The following is a 19,733-nucleotide window of genomic DNA, read 5'->3' on the forward strand; positions in this document are numbered from 1 at the left end:
AAAATTACCCCTGCGGCCACAGCCTGGCCGCACCGCGAACCCCGCTGGAATCACCGTGCAACGCCTTGCGTAAAGGCGTTTCACACTCACTGCCAAAGACGAACTGTTTAATCAATGACGGAACGGTCTGATACAACCTGTCGACATTACTCATCCCGCCCCCCAGCACGATGACGTCCGGGTCAAGGATGTTCACCACATGAGCCAACGATTTTGCCAGGCGCAATTCATAGCGGCGTAACGCCTGTTCCGCCAGCACATCACCTTCGCTCACCAGCCGAATAATATCGCTACCTTTCAGTTTATTACCGCTCAGGCGATGATAATCCGTGGCGAACCCGGTCCCGGAGATGAAGGTTTCAATACAACCTTGCTTCCCGCAGTAACACGGTACTTCCTGCCGATAGCGCAATTCATCTTCGTCCATCCACGGCAGCGGATTATGCCCCCACTCACCCGCAGTACCGTTGCCGCCGATATGCGCCCGACCATTAAACGCCACCCCGGAGCCGCAGCCGGTACCGATAATCACCGCGAACACCGTTTGCGCGCCCGCCGCAGCGCCGTCTACCGCTTCAGAGACCGCCAGGCAGTTAGCATCGTTAGCCAGACGGACCTCCCGGTTCAGACGCACGCTTAAGTCTTTGTCAAAAGGCTGCCCATTGAGCCAGGTTGAGTTGGCATTCTTCACCACCCCCGTGTAAGGGGAAATCGATCCGGGGATCCCCATACCAACGGTTCCGGTCTGTCCGGTGGCTTTTTCCGCCATATCCACCAGTGCGGCAATAGTTTCTATGGTTTGCCGGTAGTCATCACGCGGCGTGGGCAGGCGATGGCGGAAAAGTTGCTCCCCCGCATCACTCAGCGCGATAACTTCTGCTTTGGTACCACCTAAATCGATTCCTATACGCACACGCTGGTCCTCATTTTTTGGGAATATCAACAGAGTAGAGGCGAGCATGGTGTTAGGCAATGCACGCCCGCCGACAATTCGTTATTATGCCCGCTGAATTTAACGACAAGGCCGTGGAAATTATCATGCTGTGGTTCAAAAATTTAATGGTTTACCGTCTTAGCCGCGATGTTTCTTTGCGCGCCGAAGAGATGGAAAAACAGCTTGCCTCAATGACGTTTACCCCTTGTGGTAGCCAGGATATGGCAAAAATGGGCTGGGTTCCGCCTATGGGATCGCACAGCGACGCATTGACGCATTCCAACAATGGCCAAATTATTATCTGCGCCCGCAAAGAAGAAAAAATTCTGCCGTCGCCGGTGATCAAGCAGGCGCTGGAAGCCAAAATCTTCAAGTTGGAAGCTGAGCAGGGTCGCAAACTCAAGAAGACCGAGAAAGACTCGCTGAAAGATGAAGTGTTGCACTCCTTGCTGCCGCGTGCCTTTAGCCGCTTTAGCCAGACAATGATGTGGATAGACACCGTTAATGATTTGATCATCGTCGACTGTGCGAGCGCCAAGAAAGCGGAAGATACGCTGGCACTGCTGCGTAAAAGCCTGGGCTCACTGCCAGTAGTCCCGCTGACCCTGGAAAACCCGATAGAGCTCACGCTCACCGAATGGGTCCGTTCCGGGACGACTGCGCAAGGATTCCAGTTGCTTGATGAAGCCGAACTGAAAGCCATGCTGGAAGACGGTGGTGTGATCCGGGCGAAGAAACAGGACCTGGTGAGTGATGAGATCGCCGTGCACATTGAAGCCGGAAAAGTCGTCACCAAGCTGGCTCTCGACTGGCAGCAGCGCATTCAGTTTTTGATGTGTGACGATGGCTCGATTAAGCGTCTGAAGTTCTGCGATGAGCTGCGCGACCAGAACGAAGATATCGACAGAGAAGATTACGGTCAGCGTTTTGATGCCGATTTCATCCTGATGACCGGTGAACTGGCAGCGTTGATTAAAAGCCTGGTGGAAGGATTAGGCGGCGAAGCGCAGCGCTAAACGCACCCGTCTTGCCGGATAACGCCACAAGCGGCTTATCCGGCATATTACGCTTACAGGTAACGGCAAAGATAGGACGTCGGCTCTGCGACCTGCAGATGAAATTCACTGTGCCCAGGCACGTTAAACGTCTCCCCGGCAGCATACACTTTCCACTCAGTTTCGCCCGGCAGCAATACATTCAATGCCCCGCTCACCACCGTCATCTCTTCAGGTGCCGCCGTGCCAAAGGTGTACTCGCCTTCCACCATCACACCCACGCTCGCGCGGCCAGTACTGCTGCTGGTAAAACCAATCGATTTTACTTTGCCGGAAAAGTATTCATTACTTTGAAGCATACCACTGGCCCTATCTCGTTATTAAGTTAACAACCAATATAGGGGCCTGACGTTCCCTCTGTCACGCAAAATTACGCCAGAAGTTCCGAAGCCAGACGGGCTATCAGCACATTCGACAACAGTACCGGAACGTCGAGTGATTTTTGCAGTACATCACGATGACGCTGATTAAACCCCAGGCAGTCGAGCATAATCACGTCGGCACCTTGTTCAAGAAGTTGCTTTCCAGCATCAATCAGTTGTTGTTCAGTGCCATCAATGGGATTGGCCACGGCATAGACTGGCGGCGTTTGTAGCACCTGCCATTTCTGCGTCTGGGCGGCGAGTAATTCAGTGACGGGTACAATCACACCAACCTGATGCCCGTCGACAATCGACGCCACCAGAGGGGGAATAATACGTAAGGGCTCCAGCAGGATGCCGTTTCGGATCGTCAGACGAGTAATGACCGCAGTGCTCATCAATAAAATGACGTCAAAGCCCTGATTATCCAGCACCTCAACGATACCTTGCAGCGCGCGTTCCACTTTCTGGCGCGAAACGTGCGCCAACTGTTGGTCACTGAGCAGCGTTAATAACACATCGTCGCCCGGCGAGATGGCGTACTCGGCCATCACCTCTTCCCGCCGCATCTGCCCTAGCAAACTATGGTGGGTAATGTGTTGCTCATCGATATATTCCGTCAGGAGCGGTAATACCTCACACATCGGCACAACGCCAATCGTGAGGATAGCCAACGACGTACTCATGTGTTGCTCCACCGTCTTCTTACTTTGCTGTGAATTCCCGGATAAATACCGGGCACTGACCTGCGCTACAAATGTTCAAAAGCGTAGCAGCGGATAAGCAATACATTGTGTAAAGATTCCAAATCATTCTAATAATTTATTGTTATCGTTTACTTTTCATTTTTCGCACTCTCCAGAGACGTGCGAAAAATGTGACACAGACAGCGTCCGACCTCAGGTTTTCTGCGGATCCTCATAGCGTTTTTTGGCATCCATTGCTTCCTGCGCGGACGGATGTTCGCTAATCAACGAATTCGGCTTCGGGTGGTCAGCGCGGAGTTGATACCAGGTGACCGTCTGGCCTGGCGTACCTTTTTCAACAGTAACAATCGTCGCTTTACGTGGATAAGGGGGGTTTGTCGGCATAGCGCTTCCTTTTGAATGGATAAGCGTTAAGTATAGACCCCACCCTGCAACCGCGGCGCAGCCTGGGACATCATCGCCAGGATATCAGCCACAACCTGAGAGGGTTCGTGCGTTGCATCAACAATAAAGTGCGCCGCTTGACGATACAGCTCGTCGCGTTGCTCAAGCACTTCCTGCACCTCTTCGGTCAGCGGTTTACCGGTTAAGGTTGGGCGCAATCCTTCTTCAGGCGCGGCTTCCAGGCGACTCACCAGTACCGAGACCGGCGCGCTTAAATAAATGACCATGCCGTTATTTCGCATGTAGTGACGGTTATATTCGGTAAGAATAATGCCGCCACCGGTCGCAATAACCGTTGAGGGGCCGGTCACGGCCTGCAAAGCGGTCGTCTCCTGAGCGCGAAATCCTTCCCACCCCTCTCTTTCAACGATTTCGGCAACGGTCATTTGCACATGTGATTGCAACCAGCGATCGGTATCAACAAACTGGAAGTCGATAGCTTTCGCCAGCGCCATACCGGTTGTCGTCTTACCACAGCCCCGCGGGCCAACAAGAAAAAGAGGTTGCGTCATCGAAGAAATTCCCCAGAGAGCCGCCCACAAGCGGGATCTGATGCTGTTAAAGTTATAATCATACCATCAAACTAGTACATCACAAAAACGTAAAGAATAAGTTCCACTACAGACTAAAAAGCCCATTAATTCTCACTATAACAAGATTTCACAATGATGAAAGTGTAAAAAATAAATTACAGTCGTTATTTTCTACGCTGAACTTCCAGCCACCACTTATCCAGTTCAGCAGCAAAATGCTGTCGGTCGCGCGGTGAAAGCGTGTCCGGGCCTCCGGTCTGGATCCCACTGGCACGGAGTGTATCCATAAAATCACGCATCATCAGACGTTCACGGATGGTGGCTTCGGTATAGCGTTCGCCACGAGGATTCAGCGCCGCGGCCCCTTTTTCAATCACTTCAGAAGCCAGCGGTATATCCGCCGTTACCACCAAATCGCCTGCGCTACACTGGCGCACAATCTCGTTATCGGCAACATCAAACCCGGCAGGAACACGTAATGTACGGATAAAACGCGAAGGCGGCACGCGCAAACTCTGGTTGGCGACCAAAATCAGCGGCATCTGCATACGCTCTGAAGCCCGGTACAAAATATCTTTAATCACATTCGGACAAGCATCCGCATCCACCCATATTGTCATAACACCTCCTGGTTCCTGTGCAATCTCACATTGTCTCGTGCTTTTACTTTCCGGCAAAGTGCTGTTTCTCCTTCTGAACATATCCATTCCGCGCTAAGCTTAACTTTCCCAGGTATACCCTAAGTAATTCAAAAGTATGACGGGTATAAAACAATGAATATCACGCATAGGGAGTGACAAGATGGACAAGAAAATTGGTTTTATCGGCTGCGGCAATATGGGCAAAGCCATTCTTGGAGGCATGATCGCCAGCGGTCAGGTTCTCCCCGGACAAATCTGGGTCTATACCCCCTCTCCTGATAAAGTCGCCGCATTACACGACCAGTACGGCATCAACGCCGCGCAGTCGGCACAGGAAGTCGCCCAAATTGCCGATATTGTCTTTGGTGCTGTGAAGCCCGGCATCATGGTTAAAGTGCTGAGCGAAATCACCTCCAGCCTGAACAAAGATTCACTGGTCGTCTCTATTGCCGCTGGCGTCACGCTCGATCAGCTTGCCCGCGCGCTGGGTCATGACCGTAAAATTATCCGCGCGATGCCCAACACACCGTCGCTGGTTAATGCGGGCATGACCTCCGTAACGCCAAACGCGCTGGTGACGCCGGAAGATACGGCTGACGTATTAAATATTTTCCGCTGCTTTGGCGAAGCTGAAGTGATTGCGGAATCGATGATTCACCCGGTCGTCGGCGTCAGCGGTTCTGCGCCGGCCTACGTGTTTATGTTTATTGAAGCGATGGCTGATGCGGCCGTCCAGGGCGGCATGCCCCGCGCGCAGGCGTATAAATTCGCCGCACAGGCGGTGATGGGGTCAGCAAAAATGGTTCTCGAAACAGGAAAACATCCTGGAGAACTGAAGGATATGGTGTGCTCACCAGGTGGAACAACCATTGAGGCCGTGCGCGTTCTGGAGGCCCGTGGTTTCCGTTCTTCAGTCATTGAAGCGATGGTTAAGTGCATGGAACAGTCGGAAAAACTAAGCAAATCCTGAGTGGGCAACCGGACGTCAGGCCGCCGCTTCAGTGCGGTTACGTCCGGAATTCTTTGCTTTATAAAGCGCCATATCCGCCGATTTCAGCCATTCTCGATAGTGTTCCGTTTCTGAAGTCAGCGGTGCGACGCCGACGCTGATACGCAGAGCAACCTGCGGAGCACAGGACAATCGCAATAGGCTGAGTCGTTCGTGGACGCGAGACATGGCGGCGATGGCGCTGCTCGCCGGGGTACCGCACATAATCACAGCAAATTCATCGCCACCAAAACGCCCTATGACATCGCTGCCGCGCAGCGTCATCTGCAACTGACGCGTTAGCGCGACAATAGCCTCATCGCCAACGTCATGGCCCCAGGTATCGTTAATACTTTTGAAGTGGTCGATATCGATAATCAGTAACGTGGCGTCGCGCTGATAACGGCGGCAGTTATCAAATTCATTGCGCAGCAAAAGCTCCCAATGACGTCGGTTATACACACCGGTCATACCATCTCGCGTGCTCATCACCTGCAACCGACGTTTGTGCTCAGCCAGTTTGATGACCGTCTTATAGCTCACCCACGCAAACAGCAGCGGATACAACACCAACACCGGCAGCGACAGCATCACACTCAGTTGCGTACTGCTAAACACCACGGGGATGTCCGTCAGTTGCAGGGTGACCAGACATGAGACAATCGTCAACACCAGACCGGCAATGAATAACCGTATTCCCCCTGCGCCCATCAGGTTGATACAGATAATCATCAGTAGGGCCGTCGACGGTAGCAGGTTTACCCCCATCAGCCCTATCCACATTCCGGTCAGAATCGCATCGGCTTTTAAGTTGGTGAATTCGCTATGCATCGGGTCATCTGCTTTGCCCGCCAACTGCCATGCCAGATGCGGCCAGACAAAAGCCCATCCTACCAATAAAAGCCACCAGCCTCCGGTGATCGGCTGAGACACCAGGACCGACGCGATAGGGAAAAACATCCCGCCCAGTCCCACCGCGCGCGGCAGCCTGATCCGTCGGGCAAATCGCAGTCCGGAGCGCTGATGGTCATTTTGATGAAGCGATAAAACCGCTTCATTTGGGACGACCTTTTTTTGATAGAAACTTTCATCATTCATCGTATTTAGGAACATTCTGAAACAAATTTCCCAAATTATAGAAAGGAGGACGTGCGCGGGAGTATGATATTTCGGGTGAGCGAATTTCGCTGCTCACCCTTATGTACTACGCAATTACGCTGCTTTTTTCAGGCAGGCACTCATAAATTTATTGCGATCATCACCTTTCAGCGACTGTTCCGTTGCCTGAACATTACATTCACGCATCTTCTGTTGCTGTGGCGTCAGGCTTTTTTCCTCGGGGGCCGATTTACTGTTTTTCAGGCAATCACTCATATAGCTCTTACGCGCATCCCCTTTTAAGGTCTGCGCTGTGGCCTGCTGGTTACAGGTGGTCATTCGTTGTTGTTGCGGGGTTAGCGTTTTCTCGGCGGCGCCAACAGTCGCTAAAAAAAGCAGACCAAAAAGCAACGTCATGACTAATGATATTTTCATAGCACCTTCCTTTTCTGAACGACGAGACACAGATAAGTCTGGCTGCTAACGATAAAAAAACCACCCGACAGCAAAAGTAATGCCGCCGGGCGTGTACTTATTTCAGCCCTAAGGCCGATTTCATGGTGTAGAACAAATCGGTCTGGTCGGTCAGGCCAACCACATTCGCCGCATGCGGCCCATAGGCAGCAATACGCAATTGGCTGCCCGTATGCTCCTGAGATTCTTCTTCAGAGTTGCCGTAGCTGATGACCATCACCGCGCCATCTTTGGTGTTCAGCGCCTGAGTCAGGCCCGGCGCTTTGGTATCTGGCGCCACTATCTGGCTGGCATGCGCGTGATCGGCGGTTACCACCACCAGCGTATTACCGTCTTTCTTCGCAAAGGCCAGCGCGCGCTGTACGGCTTCGTCCAGATCGACCGTTTCGCCAATCTGCCCGCACGGGTTAGCAGCATGATCCTGTTTATCGATTGACGCGCCTTCCACCTGCAGGAAGAAGCCTTTTTCATTTTTGCTTAACAGCTCAATCGCTTTATCCGTCATCTGTGCCAACGTCGGCACCGTGTCGTTGCGTTTGGCATTTGGCGTACAGGTCACAGCCGGCTTATCAATGTTGCCATGATACGAGGCTTTTGGTCCTTCCCAACGAACCGGCATATTACCTTCAGAGAACAACCCCAGCAGCGGTTTATCCTGACTGGTGTCAGTGATTGCCGCAAGCGATGCGGCGTCGCTCACCAACTGATAGCCGCGCATCTGCGCCTGCTCACGCAGCGTCTTGCCCTGCCATTCACCCGCAGCAGCGGTTTCAGCAAACGTTTTTGCCCCGCCCCCCAGCGTGACGTCGGCACGGGCATTCAACAATTGTTCAGTGATTGACCCTTTACCGCCGTTTTCCAGCGCATTAGTCGGGCATTTTTCACGGGTCACGCTCGGACCGTAGCATTTACGTGACGTCACATGCGCAACCAGCGCAGCCGGAGTGGCATCCTGTAATTCAGCAGTAGAAACGTTGCCGGTAGCCAGACCTGCGGCTTTTGCCATTTCCAGAATCGTGGCGTGATCTTTTTCATGGATATCAACGCCCAGCGCACCATTATAGGATTTAACCCCGGTGGTCCACGCCGTTGCCGAAGCCGCTGAATCTGTCACGTAATCGGGTTTACCCGTTTTCTTATCCAGCGAATAGTGGGTGTATTGTCCAGTCAGGGGTAGCGCATCAATCCCTTTAAAAAAGCCGCCCGCGCCTTCGGCATAATTTCGCGCTGCAGTAATTTCTGAGTCACCCATACCATCGCCGATCAGCAAAATAATATTTTTAGCCGGTTTATTAATCAGTGAATCACGCAGAGCGGCCGTTTGATCGCCGGCTAATCGGCGAGCGCCACCCGGCGTGGTGATATCCCCCTGAGCGGCGCGATTATCCATAACCGGCACAGCAGATGATTCTGCATAAATAACCGGGGTAAACAGCAAAGGTAACAGGGCAATAGCGAGTGCGCTTTGTTTCACTTTATTTTCTCCATGTATAAATACGGTAAAATTAAAACAAAGCGACTATAAGTATTTGATGTGACACTTTTATGATGATTCAACGTCGTGAGGCGCTACGCAAACCTCAATACGCTTTGGGTACCCTCTCGCCGACGTCATGCAAGGTTGTTAAACAGGCTGGCATGCGGCTTACGCCTGCCAGCGCGCCCTCAATATGACGAATCAGTGTTTGCTGCTCATGCGTCGCCATCGTATGCAGCATTTCCATGATAACGCGCTCTAAGGTTTCTACCTGCGCGGCGAGGTCCTGTGACTCTTCTTCTTTTTGGGCGAGCTTAAGTAACAACTCAGTGACGAGATTTTTCATTTGTGTATTCCCTTAACAAAATATGGGTCACGGTAGCATTATGGCTCCCAACTGCCTAGGGGATGAAAGTTGTATTTTTAGCAGAAATAAAACGTTTTGCGAAAACAATCACACCGCAAAATAAGATGAATTGGGAATTACGACAGAATTATTCAATATAAAAGGGTGAGAAGCTTAATAATCACCCAATAATATAATACAAACTTATGGATAAACCCCGCTGACAGCCAACGGGGTTTATTCGCCATTCAGCGCGTGCGACGCCGACGTCGTAACGCGACAGCCAGTTGCCAAATGTTGATCAGCACAATGCTCGCGGTCGCGATAAACACCCAGCGAAAACCCGCCATGGCCGACACGGTGGCTCCCATTAACGGTCCGGCGACGTTGCCCAGATACATAAACGACTGGTTATAGCCAAAAATACGCCCAGTTACCTGGTCGCTGGAGTATTTCACCAGTAGCGTTTGCACGGCAGGAAGCATTGCGCCATCGGCAAAGCCTAGCAGGAAACGCAATACCCCCAACTGCAACGGCGTTGTGACCCAGGACATGGCGAAAAACAGCACCACGGCAAAGATAAGCGTCGCCATGAGGATCCGTTCAGTTCCCACCCGATCGCCTAATTTGCCCAGCCGGGGGGCTGAAATCAGCGCCGATATACCAGGCACCGAGGCAATCAGCCCGCTGAGAAAGGCAATATTGCCGCTGTCTGGCACCATCGATTTAATAAACAGTGCCAGAATGGGACCGATTGATCCGTTGCACAACTGGATAACCAGGGTAGTAAAAAACAGGCTGATCACCAGCGCCGGATAAGGCAACGAGGCGAACACAGCCTTGCCGCTTAAGCGTTCACTTTTTTTAATCGTTGGGCGCACACCCTCTTTAATGAAGAATAACGTGACCATGAAACTGACCACCAGCAGCCCGGCGGTAATACAAAATACCGCGCGCAAGCCCACGTGGTCGGCAATAAAACCGCCCATCAGCGGCCCACCAATCACCCCGCTAATCTGTGCCGTAGAGAGCGTACTTAGCGCCCAACCGCTGCGTTCACGCGGAACCTGCGACGCCACTAACGCCATCGCATTAGGGATGTATCCCGACGTTAATCCCATCACACCACGCAGCAGGAAAAGCTGCCAGACATTAGTGGCAAAGGCCTGCAATAAAATCGCAATCGCCATCCCCAACGAGGCGCGCAGCAGCATCAGCTTACGCCCTTTACGATCGGCTAAACTGCCCCACATCGGCGAAACAATGGCGGAAATCAGAAAGGTGACGCTAAACGTTAACCCGGACCACATCGACAGCGCTTCATGCGAGGTCACCCCAAGCTGGGAAACATAGAGCGGTAAAAAAGGCAGGATTTGGCTGATCGCCAGCCCGGTAAAAAAGCACCCGAACCAAACGGAAATAAGGTTAACTCTCCAGGATTCCATAGGGACTCATAACGATAAGTAGCTGAAAACTGCGAGCAGCTTAACAAATTACGTGTCCGGACAAGGGCCCAGAGGTGCGATACCTCACAGTTTAGTATTTTATCTCCCCGCTCATCATATTTGTGATATTCATCACACATAACCCCTATTTATTGCAGGGGAATATGCTTTGAGGCTCCAGCGCAGATTTGTGAGTTTCCTTTCCCTGGCGACGCACGAAAACATTCTGCCAGAAGCCGAGGAATCCTGCGTTTTGTCGTGGTAATGTATGTGCTTTGCATTCATGGAATGGGTTTTTAAGATGGCAAAGTTGCGGGTAGGAATCGTATTTGGTGGTAAATCAGCAGAACATGAAGTGTCATTGCAATCGGCAAAAAATATTGTCGATGCCATCGACAAGACTCGCTTTGATGTTGTGCTGTTAGGTATTGATAAAGAAGGGCAATGGCACGTCAGCGATGCCAGCAACTATCTACTTAATGCCAACGACCCGGCGCGTATTGCGCTGCGTCCTTCGGCAACCAGCCTGGCGCAGGTACCGGGAAAGCAAGAACACCAGTTGATTGATGCGCACAATGGTCAGCCGCTGCAGACCGTCGATGTTATTTTCCCGATTGTGCACGGTACGTTGGGCGAAGATGGTTCCCTGCAAGGTATGCTGCGCGTGGCAAATCTCCCATTCGTCGGTTCCGACGTGCTGGGCTCAGCGGCATGCATGGATAAAGACGTGACTAAACGTCTGCTGCGCGACGCCGGATTAAACATTGCCCCCTTTATTACGCTCACCCGCGCTAATCGTAATAGCATCAGCTTCGCAGAGGTTGAATCGCGCCTGGGCCTGCCGCTGTTCGTCAAGCCGGCTAATCAGGGCTCGTCCGTTGGGGTCAGCAAAGTCACCAACGAAGCTCAATATAACCAGGCCGTGGCGCTGGCATTTGAGTTCGACCATAAAGTGGTGGTGGAACAAGGGGTCGTTGGTCGTGAGATCGAATGCGCGGTGCTGGGGAACGATCATCCGCAGGCCAGCACCTGTGGCGAGATCGTTCTGAACAGCGATTTTTACGCCTATGACACCAAGTACATTGACGATAACGGTGCCAAAGTCGTGGTCCCGGCGGCCATTGCGCCGGAGATTAACGACAAGATCCGCGAGATAGCGATTCAGGCTTACCAGACGCTGGGTTGCGCTGGCATGGCACGCGTAGATGTGTTCTTAACCGCGGAAAATGACGTGGTGATCAACGAGATCAACACGCTACCGGGCTTCACCAATATCAGTATGTATCCAAAACTGTGGCAGGCGAGCGGCTTAGGTTATACCGATTTGATCACCCGTCTGATCGAACTGGCGCTGGAGCGTCACGCGGCAAACAGCGCGCTGAAAACCAGTATGTAAACCCCGCCAGGGTGCCCGATAGCTATTGGGCATCCTGCGTTTCGTCATCTTCCGCGCGGCGGCGGATAATCAATCCGGCAAGCCAAAAGCTAATCACCCAGGTAACCAGCCCCACCGCATAGGTTTGCCACCCCTTCGCTTCAAATCCCAGTAATCCCACCACCCCGTTGAGAATAAAGATAAGCCCAATAGCAAACGCGTAGTAGTGCCAGTCGCGGCGAAGTTTTACAGGCAGGTTCATAACAGCTCCGGGGATCACAACGTTATAAAGACGCATCCTCGCACATTTCTCTCTGGCGGTCTGTGGCGTAGGCAGAATTTCTTAGATGTAATCTAATTTCACTTAAGGTTACATATTTGTGACAACAGGCAAAAAAACGAAATCCAGGAATAATCCCTGGCTGAAATTACCATCATTCTGATATTGACAATCCCGATCACCTGTCAGACTCACTGTCAGTTACTGGCATTACGTCAAGAAAAGCAGGTTGTTGCTGGAGGTCTTTATGGCTGATTTTACGCTCTCAAAATTCCCGTTTAAGGGCAAGCATCGGGATCCCTCCTCGCTGACCGGCAACATTGTCTATGCCGTCTTTGTGCTGTTTTGCTTTTGGGTCGGGGCGCAGGTATTAACCCTACTGGCTCACGCACCCGGTATTTATGAACAGCTAATGCAACTGCAAATGCAGGAGAGCGGACGCCCGCACATCGAGATCGGGTTGGGCGTAGGAACAATTTTTGGTTTGATTCCCTTCCTGGTCGGCGGTCTGATTCTTGGCACCATCGCAGCCGTGTTGCACTGGCGCCAACGCCATCACAAAGATGACTGACCCATACATTTTGCCCGTCGCTCATCCACCCGTTTCGCAAACCACGCGGTGGTCAGATTACGGGTAATCTTTGGACTTTCGAGCTGAATACCCGGCAGCATTTCGCGGGGTAAGGTTTTGCCCGTTTTCGCTTCCGCTAGCTTATACACGTTCTTGTACAACGCGGTCTCTTCAAACGCGAGGCTGTCACCTTTTTGCAACTGCCGATGGATATCACTCTCGCTCATGTCCAGCTTCCCGGCCAGCTTACGTACCGCCAGCTCTGTTTTGCCTGGATCGTTGCTGTCATAGCGAATCAAATCACCGTCCAACGCCAGTTTCACGCCGCTGGCCTTAGTCACCGCGTTCTGGAAAGCCGCATTACGACTGGCGTACCAGCCCGCATTAAAATCAGCGAAACGGAAGATAGGCGCGCTATAGTTCGCCGGGTAATTCAGCAAATGATAGGTCCCGAACCACAGCCCACCACGACGGGTGAAGACTTCCTGACGTACCGTCCCCGCCATTTTCCACGGATAGCCTGAAGCGTGTTGTTCAGCAAACGCGATGCTGACCTGCATCGGACCGCCTGTATGCACCGGATTAAGCGAACCGAATAGCGTCTGCCCCATCGGCACCATATTGATAAAATCATCAAAAATAGCGCTAAGCTGCTTTTCCGTTTTTACCGAATCCAGACGCTCGCTGTAGGTTTTGCCGGTCGGCGAGTTAATCTTCAGCGCGGTGTGCACCACAAACAGCGGAATATGCATGCGCTCAGCGCGGCGGTCGATCTCTTTCCAGGCTATTTTATTTAAGCCCGGTACCGCCGGGTCCGCCTGATAGTTAGACTCCTGCTGCGCTACCGCCAGCACCGAACAGACATTCTCAACCGTCGGTGCCAGCTTCTGGCTTTCAAACGTCCTGGCCAGATCCTGCGCCCAGGCGTCTCTGTCCTTCACGCTGGCCGGCATCTTCTGACGGACCACGCTCGCCACATCGACGGCTTTCTCCCCTTTTTTTAACGGCTGCGAAGACTGGCTACTGCATCCCACCAGCACCAACGCCGCCAGACAAGACCAGGGGTAAAGACGGGAAACCGTCGACATAACATCTCCTTTTGTTAGCTAAGCGTATGGGTTACGGCCTGAATATCCTGACCATCCAGCTCACGTTCGAAGCTGCGCAGACGCTTATAGATAGACATTAATTCCACTAACGTCGTCCAGGAGTTAATCAGATACTGGAACGATCCGCGCACCTGACCAAACACGTTGGTGATTTGCGTCATCAGACCGAGCGTAATCGTACCGGCAACAATTGACGGAAACAGCAGGAACAAACCGAAAACGTTATCCACCTGCAGGTAAAGAATACGGGCGATATTAAAGTACATATAGTGAAAATAGAGGCGGAAATAGTTCTGACGCACCGCGTGAAACAGCTCGCGCACGGTCGGCGGCGTTGCGCGATTAGCATCATCTTCGCCGTAGACCAGTTCTTTACGGTAAGCAGCTTCCACGCGCTGGTTTTTAAACTCCAGACCCGGGAGTTTGATCCCCACCACCGCCAGCAAGCCGGTGCCCATCAACGACCAGACAATGGCAGCAATCACCAGACCATAGGGAACATGGCCAACAATCGGCAGATCAGGGACATGCGCAGACAGCGTGACCAGCACCGGTAAGAAGGCAATCAGCGTCATAATCGCATTGATAAAACTGACGCCCATATCTTCCAGCGTAGAGGCGAAGCGCATGGTATCTTCCTGCACACGCTGCGCGGCGCCTTCGATATGACGCAGATGCTGCCAGTGCGCCATATAATGTTCGTTCATCGCGGTACGCCAGCGGAACACGTAATGGCTGACGAAGAAATTGTTCATCACCCCAATTACCACGGCAATCAGCGCGATGCCAAGGAAGATCCCCACTTCATGATAGAACTGTTCAATCTTCACCTTATGAGGAGCGCTCAGTGCGGTTTGAATCAGGTCATAGAACGGCGCATACCAGGCGTTGACGGCAACCCCGACTTCAACCAGAAACCAGGTCACAAAGATAATCAGCGACGTGCCCAATATGGACCAATACTGCCAACGGTGTGGACAGTAGATAAACCAGAACGCGGCGAACAGGCCGACGCAGAGAAGGTAATATGCATAAAAAATCAGATAATCCAGCGACCAGAACCGGGCGGCGCTTATAGGCACATCACCCGATGCGCCGGTGATATGTGCAACCCAGGCTCCCCCACCTGCCTGCCAGAATACAACGGCGACCAGTGCCCAAATAAATGCCGAAATAAAGAACGGTCCCGGCTTTGGGAAAAAAGACGTAAACATAGTGCTCTCCTGCTAACTTCTTATCGTTATGACGACTGCTGTGCATTTGCCAGCGTGCAAACGATGGCAAGACGGCTAACGCCCAATAAACACATGCTGAAACCGACAATTGTGACCAGAACCGACGCGCTTAGTTCGCTACCGGCCCTGAAGAATTGTTTCTATGGTTTTCATACCTGACAGCGTTCCGGCATATTCAGATTATCGCAGCGTGAGATCACAAAAGCGAACATCCACTCCGGGGGGAAAACGTAACGTTTACTCATCGTTACGTTTTTCACACTATGATTGGCGTAATAGCACTTTGCAATATGCCGATGAGTAGTATAAATACGCATACGCACGTCATCCTTTTTTACTACCCCTAACCCATGGACACCACCGTTGAAACGTAGTCTGCTTTTTTCTGCCGCGCTGTGTGCGGCGTCATTGACATCTGTCCAGGCGGCACAGCCTATCACCGATCCGGTCTTCGCCTCTGATATCGTCGATCGTTACGCCGATCATATCTTCTACGGCAGCGGGGCGACGGGAATGGCGCTCGTGGTCATTGACGGTAATCAGCGCGTATTTCGCAGTTTTGGCGAAACACGCCCTGGCAATAATGTTCATCCGCAGCTGGATTCGGTGATCCGCATCGCCTCAATTACCAAATTGATGACCAGTGAAATGCTGGTCAAATTACTCGATCAGGGCACGGTAAAACTGAACGATCCATTGAGTAAATATGCACCGCCCGGTGCACGAGTCCCGACCTGGCAGGGAACGCCGATCACGCTGGTGAATCTGGCGACTCATACCAGCGCCCTACCCCGCGAGCAGCCAGGCGGTGCGGCAAAACGCCCGGTATTTGTCTGGCCAACGCGCGAACAGCGCTGGAGTTACCTCTCTACCGCCACGCTGAAAGCTGCTCCCGGATCGCAGGCCTCCTACTCGAATCTGGCGTTCGATCTACTGGCCGATGCGCTGGCAGCCGCGTCCGGTAAGCCTTATCAACAGCTGTTTGAAGAGAAAATTACCCGACCGCTCGGGATGAAAGACACCACGTTTACGCCTTCACCCGATCAGTGCAAGCGCCTGATGGTCGCCGAAAAAGGGGCCAGCCCGTGTAACAATACGCTGGCGGCTATGGGCAGCGGCGGCGTCTATTCGACGCCTGGCGATATGATGCGCTGGATGCAGCAGTATCTCTCTTCAGACTTTTATCAGCGCAGCCAGCAGGCTGACCGGATGCAGACGCTGATTTATCAGCGTACACAGTTAACCAAAGTAATTGGCATGGACGTGCCAGGCAAAGCCGATGCGCTGGGCCTGGGCTGGGTCTATATGGCACCGAAAAATGGCCGCCCGGGGATTATTCAAAAAACCGGTGGGGGTGGTGGATTCATTACCTATATGGCGATGATCCCGCAGAAAAACGTAGGGGCCTTTATTGTGGTTACCCGTTCTCCGCTGACCCGATTTACCAATATGAGCGATGGTATCAACGATCTGGTGAGTGAGTTGAGCGGAAACAAACCCCAGGTTATCCCCGCATCCTGATTTAGTACTCAAAAGGCAAACGGTTAATATTCACCAGTTTGCCTTTATTCATTTCAATGTAGCCGCCTTTACGCAGTGCCGCGAGAATTTCTGCGACGACAGAGCGTGAAATACGTGTTCGTTGGTGGATATAGTTCATAACACCAACGCGAGAGCGCAGTAACTCATCCCATTTCATCATGGATATCAGCGTGGCGCGGATTTGATCGTAGGAGTTATTGCCAATTAATTGCAGGTCGCGTAATTCAAGCATGCAGTGCTGCCATGCTAACCAACTAAAGGCCTCGCGCCATAGCTGGCATTGTTCAATGATATTAATCGTTTGGGACGCGGGCAGATAATAACCCGTACAGTAACCTTCTGTTATTAATCTATATTGAATATCTGTTTTCATCACACCATCAGCAAGTCCCATAATAAACGGTGCCTGTGTAATGCCAACCAGTATGGTTTCTCCTCGCCTCAGCGAGACAACCCCCTTTAAAACAACAAAAGTGTCGTTTTTATTTACATCACTGGAATATATTATTTGTTTTTCATTTTCATATTCAAAACGCTCGCCATATTTCGACAAACATTTATCCAGCTTACCAAATTCCAGAAAAGGCTTATCTACAGATAACATTTACGCATTCCTTGCATAAAAGCCCGTCAAATCCTTGACGGGCTTATTGGGATTAAAATACCGAGTCCTCTAATAGGAATTCTTACCAGGTATATTTAACGCCTGCATTCGCAGACCAGTCTTGATCGACATCACCACCGCCGAGGTAGCTGGCATCGGTATATGCGCTGAAGTTTTTGGTAAAGCTGAACTGAGTACCCAGTCCAACACGTACCGCAGAACCTTCTGTACCATTGTCGATGGAATCACCGTTGACGTTAGCATCGTTACCCGCATCGTCATAAACGTACGCCAGTTTGAAGTACGGAGTCAGCGCCTGGTCATCGCTGTAAGCGAAGGTATAACCGGCATCAACACCCAGTTCATAACGCATGCTGTCATAAGACTGACCGTCAACTTTCATGTCGTTGCTCAGCTTATAGTCATCACCAGACTGGAACAGACCGGATACGCTACCGTAAGGCGTCACGTAACCTGCGTCACCCAGTTTCAGGTCATAGCCCAGTTTCAGACCGAAGCCCCAGGCATCAGAAGCACTGCTACCATCAACGTACTGACCGTTGCTCATGTTAGCAGACAGATCGTTGTTGAAATGAGAGTAGTTCAAAGAACCATCAATAAAGAGGTTGTTTGCGAAGCGAGCAGAAGAGTAGATATAGGCAGTCTGGCTATCCTGATCCACCTGTCCGCTGTTATCGCTTACGTCACCTTTCGCAAAGCCCGCTGCGGCACCGACAATCCACTGTGCATTGTTACCGTCAACTTTGGTATCAAGGCCGACCATGATGCCGTTAACGTCCTGATCGTAGTTAATGGTGCCGTTGTCGCCGTTGAAGCTGCCGCCGAAGTAGCTCACCCACGCGCCACCGTTATCCGCCAGACCGTGACGTGCATTGGTCAGACGTGTACCGACAGTATCCTGCTGCAGGTTCCAGATATTGGTGTTAGCAGACGGGATGCTCAACGCCATGTTCGCGTAGTCTGTCAGTTCCATCTGCTGCAGAACAACGGTGTTACCCTGCTGCTGCGCCTGATAAGTGTAAGCACCCAGGTCAGCTTTGTTAGCCGCAGAGAAGGTCGCGTTGCTGTTCGTGTCGTTAACGTAGATCAGCTCGTTACCTTTGTAATCAGCAACAGAGCCTGCACCAGTGGCGTTATCGATGCGAACTTTATAGTTACCGGTTGCCGCTGCGACGTGGTCACCGTCGTTATCAACTTCAGACTGATCGCCTGAAGTGTCAGAATCGCCATTACCGTTGATAGTCAGATGACCATCAGAGTTCATCGCGATCACGCCGTAACCGTAGTTAGACTGGGTCGTATCGTTGGTGCGATCGTTGGTCAGATCAGCATTCAGCACATAGTTGGTGCTGTTGATATCGAAAACACCGGCATTGACATTGTTGTAAGCGTCGGTGTAACTGGTCAGGTTCAGTGTATCAACTTGCAGTGCATCGCCCGTGCTGTTGCCGACATCCAGAACACCGTTGTTGGTAACGTTAATGGTATTGGCATACAGCGCAGCACTACCTACACTCCAGCCAGCAGCAACATCATCAGCAATCGTTACAGTACTGTTGTCGATAGACAACGTATCCGTCGCAACATGACCATCTTCATTGATGTTCAGTGCAGAAGCACCGGTCAGGGAGATGGTGTCGGAAATCAGAGTTGAATCGCCAACATTAACCACGGAACCGCTGTTGATACTTAAGGTATCAATCAGAGACGTTTTAGTGGTATCCCACTGTGAGGCACCGTTCAGCGTCACATTGAACAGACCGCTCTGATAAACAGAATTGCCCACCACATGACCATCTTCACCATAAGCACTGTTATCACTGTCAATACCATAGGTCGAATCAGGCCACAGGCTATTAGCAGCGATGTCGATCAGCGTAGCGGTAGCTTCAGTGCCCGCAGAGTAGCTGTCATAAACACCATCACCATCGGAATCCACCTGGTGTACGGACATTGCCGCACCAACCCACTTGCTGCCGTTGTTCAGGGTCAGATCCAGACGGTCAGTACCATCCCAACCGTTGGTATCCAGGTCGGCATCAGTATCACGGTAAGTATCTGCGCCGTTCGGGAAGAAGTTCTCATCAAAGTTGCTAGAGAACAGCACGTCACCCATCAGCGTAGAATTATTAAACGTGGCAGTGGTCTGCATCGCGTTATCTGCATTTGGATTTGCAATAACCGCTAATGCTACATCATTAGCGTTCCAACCGTTACCATTGTAGTCGCTCGCATTGCTGGTGTTGCCAAACCAGCCGGATGTTCCTTCATCAGACCATGAACCCGAGGTCAGGGTGGAATCGGTAACCGCGATGGTGTTGTTAAACACTTCGCTGCTGTTTACGCCGGTGCTGACGGTGTTATCGTCAATGTCCTGCCACTCATAACCCTGAGTCAGGGTAATACCCGCTACGTGAGAGTTGGCGGAGATAGACAGATCAACTTCTTGATCCAGAGTGATAGCCGTACCTAGACTGGCCCCCTGAATCTCC

The 19,733-nt window shown here is 51.8% G+C and carries 21 protein-coding genes; 5 read left to right on the top strand and 16 right to left on the bottom strand.

Translation table 11 applies throughout. The annotated features are described in order from the left end of the window. Positions 1-4: 4 nt before the first annotated feature. Positions 5-913 (bottom strand): fructokinase, encoded by a 909-nt coding sequence (mak, locus tag FDW95_RS01175; protein WP_115259252.1) that lies wholly within the window; start codon positions 911-913, stop codon positions 5-7. A 125-nt stretch (positions 914-1,038) separates the two neighbouring features. On the opposite strand from mak, the gene rdgC reads away from it, so the two are divergent. Further along, a complete protein-coding gene (gene rdgC, locus FDW95_RS01180; protein ID WP_096759460.1) occupies positions 1,039-1,950 on the top strand; it encodes a recombination-associated protein RdgC in 912 nt (303 codons plus the stop codon). Between the two features lie 53 nt (positions 1,951-2,003). Here rdgC and ppnP read toward each other — a convergent pair whose 3' ends face one another. The 5 genes from ppnP to FDW95_RS01205 all read right to left on the bottom strand — a co-directional run bounded on the left by ppnP (position 2,004) and on the right by FDW95_RS01205 (position 4,655). Continuing rightward, positions 2,004-2,288 (bottom strand): pyrimidine/purine nucleoside phosphorylase, encoded by a 285-nt coding sequence (gene ppnP / locus FDW95_RS01185; protein ID WP_115259253.1) that lies wholly within the window; start codon positions 2,286-2,288, stop codon positions 2,004-2,006. 71 nt (positions 2,289-2,359) lie between these two features. After that, a complete protein-coding gene (locus FDW95_RS01190; protein WP_115259254.1) occupies positions 2,360-3,037 on the bottom strand; it encodes an AroM family protein in 678 nt (225 codons plus the stop codon). 213 nt (positions 3,038-3,250) lie between these two features. Beyond that, positions 3,251-3,442 (bottom strand): protein YaiA, encoded by a 192-nt coding sequence (gene yaiA, locus FDW95_RS01195; protein ID WP_096758106.1) that lies wholly within the window; start codon positions 3,440-3,442, stop codon positions 3,251-3,253. Between the two features lie 26 nt (positions 3,443-3,468). Then, a complete protein-coding gene (gene aroL, locus FDW95_RS01200) occupies positions 3,469-4,014 on the bottom strand; it encodes a shikimate kinase AroL (RefSeq protein ID WP_115259255.1) in 546 nt (181 codons plus the stop codon). 185 nt (positions 4,015-4,199) lie between these two features. After that, positions 4,200-4,655 carry a YaiI/YqxD family protein gene (locus FDW95_RS01205; RefSeq protein WP_096758108.1) on the bottom strand — a complete coding sequence of 152 codons (456 nt, stop codon included), beginning with the start codon at positions 4,653-4,655 and terminating at the stop codon, positions 4,200-4,202. Positions 4,656-4,836: 181 nt separating this feature from the next. On the opposite strand from FDW95_RS01205, the gene proC reads away from it, so the two are divergent. After that, positions 4,837-5,646 (top strand): pyrroline-5-carboxylate reductase, encoded by an 810-nt coding sequence (gene proC / locus FDW95_RS01210; RefSeq protein ID WP_096758109.1) that lies wholly within the window; start codon positions 4,837-4,839, stop codon positions 5,644-5,646. Between the two features lie 15 nt (positions 5,647-5,661). On the opposite strand, the gene adrA is transcribed toward proC, so the two are convergent. The 5 genes from adrA to FDW95_RS01235 form a co-directional block, all read right to left on the bottom strand. Beyond that, positions 5,662-6,777 carry a diguanylate cyclase AdrA gene (gene adrA / locus FDW95_RS01215; protein WP_115259256.1) on the bottom strand — a complete coding sequence of 372 codons (1,116 nt, stop codon included), beginning with the start codon at positions 6,775-6,777 and terminating at the stop codon, positions 5,662-5,664. Between the two features lie 99 nt (positions 6,778-6,876). Next, complete coding sequence (gene psiF, locus FDW95_RS01220) at positions 6,877-7,197, bottom strand: phosphate starvation-inducible protein PsiF (RefSeq protein ID WP_096758111.1); 321 nt, start codon at positions 7,195-7,197, stop codon at positions 6,877-6,879. Between the two features lie 97 nt (positions 7,198-7,294). Next, positions 7,295-8,710 (bottom strand): alkaline phosphatase, encoded by a 1,416-nt coding sequence (phoA, locus tag FDW95_RS01225; RefSeq protein ID WP_115259257.1) that lies wholly within the window; start codon positions 8,708-8,710, stop codon positions 7,295-7,297. 106 nt (positions 8,711-8,816) lie between these two features. After that, positions 8,817-9,059, bottom strand: coding sequence for a sigma-S stabilization anti-adapter protein IraP (locus FDW95_RS01230; RefSeq protein ID WP_096758113.1), 243 nt, complete (start codon positions 9,057-9,059; stop codon positions 8,817-8,819). Between the two features lie 248 nt (positions 9,060-9,307). Then, positions 9,308-10,504: a multidrug efflux MFS transporter gene (locus FDW95_RS01235; protein ID WP_096758114.1), complete on the bottom strand. Its 1,197-nt coding sequence runs from the start codon at positions 10,502-10,504 to the stop codon at positions 9,308-9,310. Positions 10,505-10,805: 301 nt separating this feature from the next. Here FDW95_RS01235 and ddlA point away from each other — a divergent pair, with 301 nt between their 5' ends. Further along, positions 10,806-11,900, top strand: a complete 1,095-nt coding sequence (gene ddlA / locus FDW95_RS01240; protein ID WP_096759461.1) for a D-alanine--D-alanine ligase — start codon at positions 10,806-10,808, stop codon at positions 11,898-11,900. A 22-nt stretch (positions 11,901-11,922) separates the two neighbouring features. On the opposite strand, the gene FDW95_RS01245 is transcribed toward ddlA, so the two are convergent. Next, a complete protein-coding gene (locus FDW95_RS01245; RefSeq protein ID WP_115259258.1) occupies positions 11,923-12,141 on the bottom strand; it encodes a DUF2754 domain-containing protein in 219 nt (72 codons plus the stop codon). A gap of 265 nt (positions 12,142-12,406) precedes the next feature. Between FDW95_RS01245 and FDW95_RS01250 the strand changes: the two genes are divergently transcribed. Continuing rightward, positions 12,407-12,730: a DUF2755 family protein gene (locus tag FDW95_RS01250; protein ID WP_115259259.1), complete on the top strand. Its 324-nt coding sequence runs from the start codon at positions 12,407-12,409 to the stop codon at positions 12,728-12,730. On the opposite strand, the gene FDW95_RS01255 is transcribed toward FDW95_RS01250, so the two are convergent. After that, positions 12,715-13,818: a DUF1615 domain-containing protein gene (locus FDW95_RS01255; RefSeq protein WP_096758117.1), complete on the bottom strand. Its 1,104-nt coding sequence runs from the start codon at positions 13,816-13,818 to the stop codon at positions 12,715-12,717. The genes FDW95_RS01250 and FDW95_RS01255 overlap by 16 nt on opposite strands. 14 nt (positions 13,819-13,832) lie before the next feature. Continuing rightward, on the bottom strand, positions 13,833-15,053 hold the full coding sequence (gene sbmA, locus FDW95_RS01260; protein WP_096758118.1) for a peptide antibiotic transporter SbmA: 1,221 nt from the start codon (positions 15,051-15,053) through the stop codon (positions 13,833-13,835). A 384-nt stretch (positions 15,054-15,437) separates the two neighbouring features. Here sbmA and ampH point away from each other — a divergent pair, with 384 nt between their 5' ends. Further along, the gene (gene ampH, locus FDW95_RS01265) at positions 15,438-16,595 is read left to right on the top strand and encodes a D-alanyl-D-alanine-carboxypeptidase/endopeptidase AmpH (protein WP_096758119.1); all 1,158 of its coding nucleotides are present in this window, start codon (positions 15,438-15,440) and stop codon (positions 16,593-16,595) included. 1 nt (position 16,596) lies between these two features. Here ampH and iprA read toward each other — a convergent pair whose 3' ends face one another. Next, positions 16,597-17,220, bottom strand: coding sequence for a hydrogen peroxide resistance inhibitor IprA (gene iprA, locus FDW95_RS01270; RefSeq protein ID WP_115259261.1), 624 nt, complete (start codon positions 17,218-17,220; stop codon positions 16,597-16,599). An 82-nt stretch (positions 17,221-17,302) separates the two neighbouring features. Further along, positions 17,303-19,733 (bottom strand): autotransporter outer membrane beta-barrel domain-containing protein (locus FDW95_RS01275; RefSeq protein WP_137363387.1); only part of this gene is annotated, 2,431 nt, incomplete at its 5' end.

Origin of the sequence: Citrobacter sp. wls718, from assembly GCF_005280945.1 — a bacterium.
GTDB lineage: Bacteria > Pseudomonadota > Gammaproteobacteria > Enterobacterales > Enterobacteriaceae > Citrobacter > Citrobacter gillenii.

Coding starts and splice junctions, on each gene's coding strand:
- ddlA (WP_096759461.1), top strand. CDS start 10,806: ATGGCAAAGTTGCGGGTAGGAATCGTATTTGGTGGTAAATCAGCAGAA.
- aroL (WP_115259255.1), bottom strand. CDS start 4,014: ATGACGCAACCTCTTTTTCTTGTTGGCCCGCGGGGCTGTGGTAAGACG.
- FDW95_RS01205 (WP_096758108.1), bottom strand. CDS start 4,655: ATGACAATATGGGTGGATGCGGATGCTTGTCCGAATGTGATTAAAGAT.
- iprA (WP_115259261.1), bottom strand. CDS start 17,220: ATGTTATCTGTAGATAAGCCTTTTCTGGAATTTGGTAAGCTGGATAAA.
- adrA (WP_115259256.1), bottom strand. CDS start 6,777: ATGTTCCTAAATACGATGAATGATGAAAGTTTCTATCAAAAAAAGGTC.
- proC (WP_096758109.1), top strand. CDS start 4,837: ATGGACAAGAAAATTGGTTTTATCGGCTGCGGCAATATGGGCAAAGCC.
- psiF (WP_096758111.1), bottom strand. CDS start 7,197: ATGAAAATATCATTAGTCATGACGTTGCTTTTTGGTCTGCTTTTTTTA.
- FDW95_RS01190 (WP_115259254.1), bottom strand. CDS start 3,037: ATGAGTACGTCGTTGGCTATCCTCACGATTGGCGTTGTGCCGATGTGT.
- rdgC (WP_096759460.1), top strand. CDS start 1,039: ATGCTGTGGTTCAAAAATTTAATGGTTTACCGTCTTAGCCGCGATGTT.
- FDW95_RS01235 (WP_096758114.1), bottom strand. CDS start 10,504: ATGGAATCCTGGAGAGTTAACCTTATTTCCGTTTGGTTCGGGTGCTTT.
- FDW95_RS01250 (WP_115259259.1), top strand. CDS start 12,407: ATGGCTGATTTTACGCTCTCAAAATTCCCGTTTAAGGGCAAGCATCGG.
- sbmA (WP_096758118.1), bottom strand. CDS start 15,053: ATGTTTACGTCTTTTTTCCCAAAGCCGGGACCGTTCTTTATTTCGGCA.
- yaiA (WP_096758106.1), bottom strand. CDS start 3,442: ATGCCGACAAACCCCCCTTATCCACGTAAAGCGACGATTGTTACTGTT.
- FDW95_RS01245 (WP_115259258.1), bottom strand. CDS start 12,141: ATGAACCTGCCTGTAAAACTTCGCCGCGACTGGCACTACTACGCGTTT.
- ppnP (WP_115259253.1), bottom strand. CDS start 2,288: ATGCTTCAAAGTAATGAATACTTTTCCGGCAAAGTAAAATCGATTGGT.
- FDW95_RS01255 (WP_096758117.1), bottom strand. CDS start 13,818: ATGTCGACGGTTTCCCGTCTTTACCCCTGGTCTTGTCTGGCGGCGTTG.
- FDW95_RS01230 (WP_096758113.1), bottom strand. CDS start 9,059: ATGAAAAATCTCGTCACTGAGTTGTTACTTAAGCTCGCCCAAAAAGAA.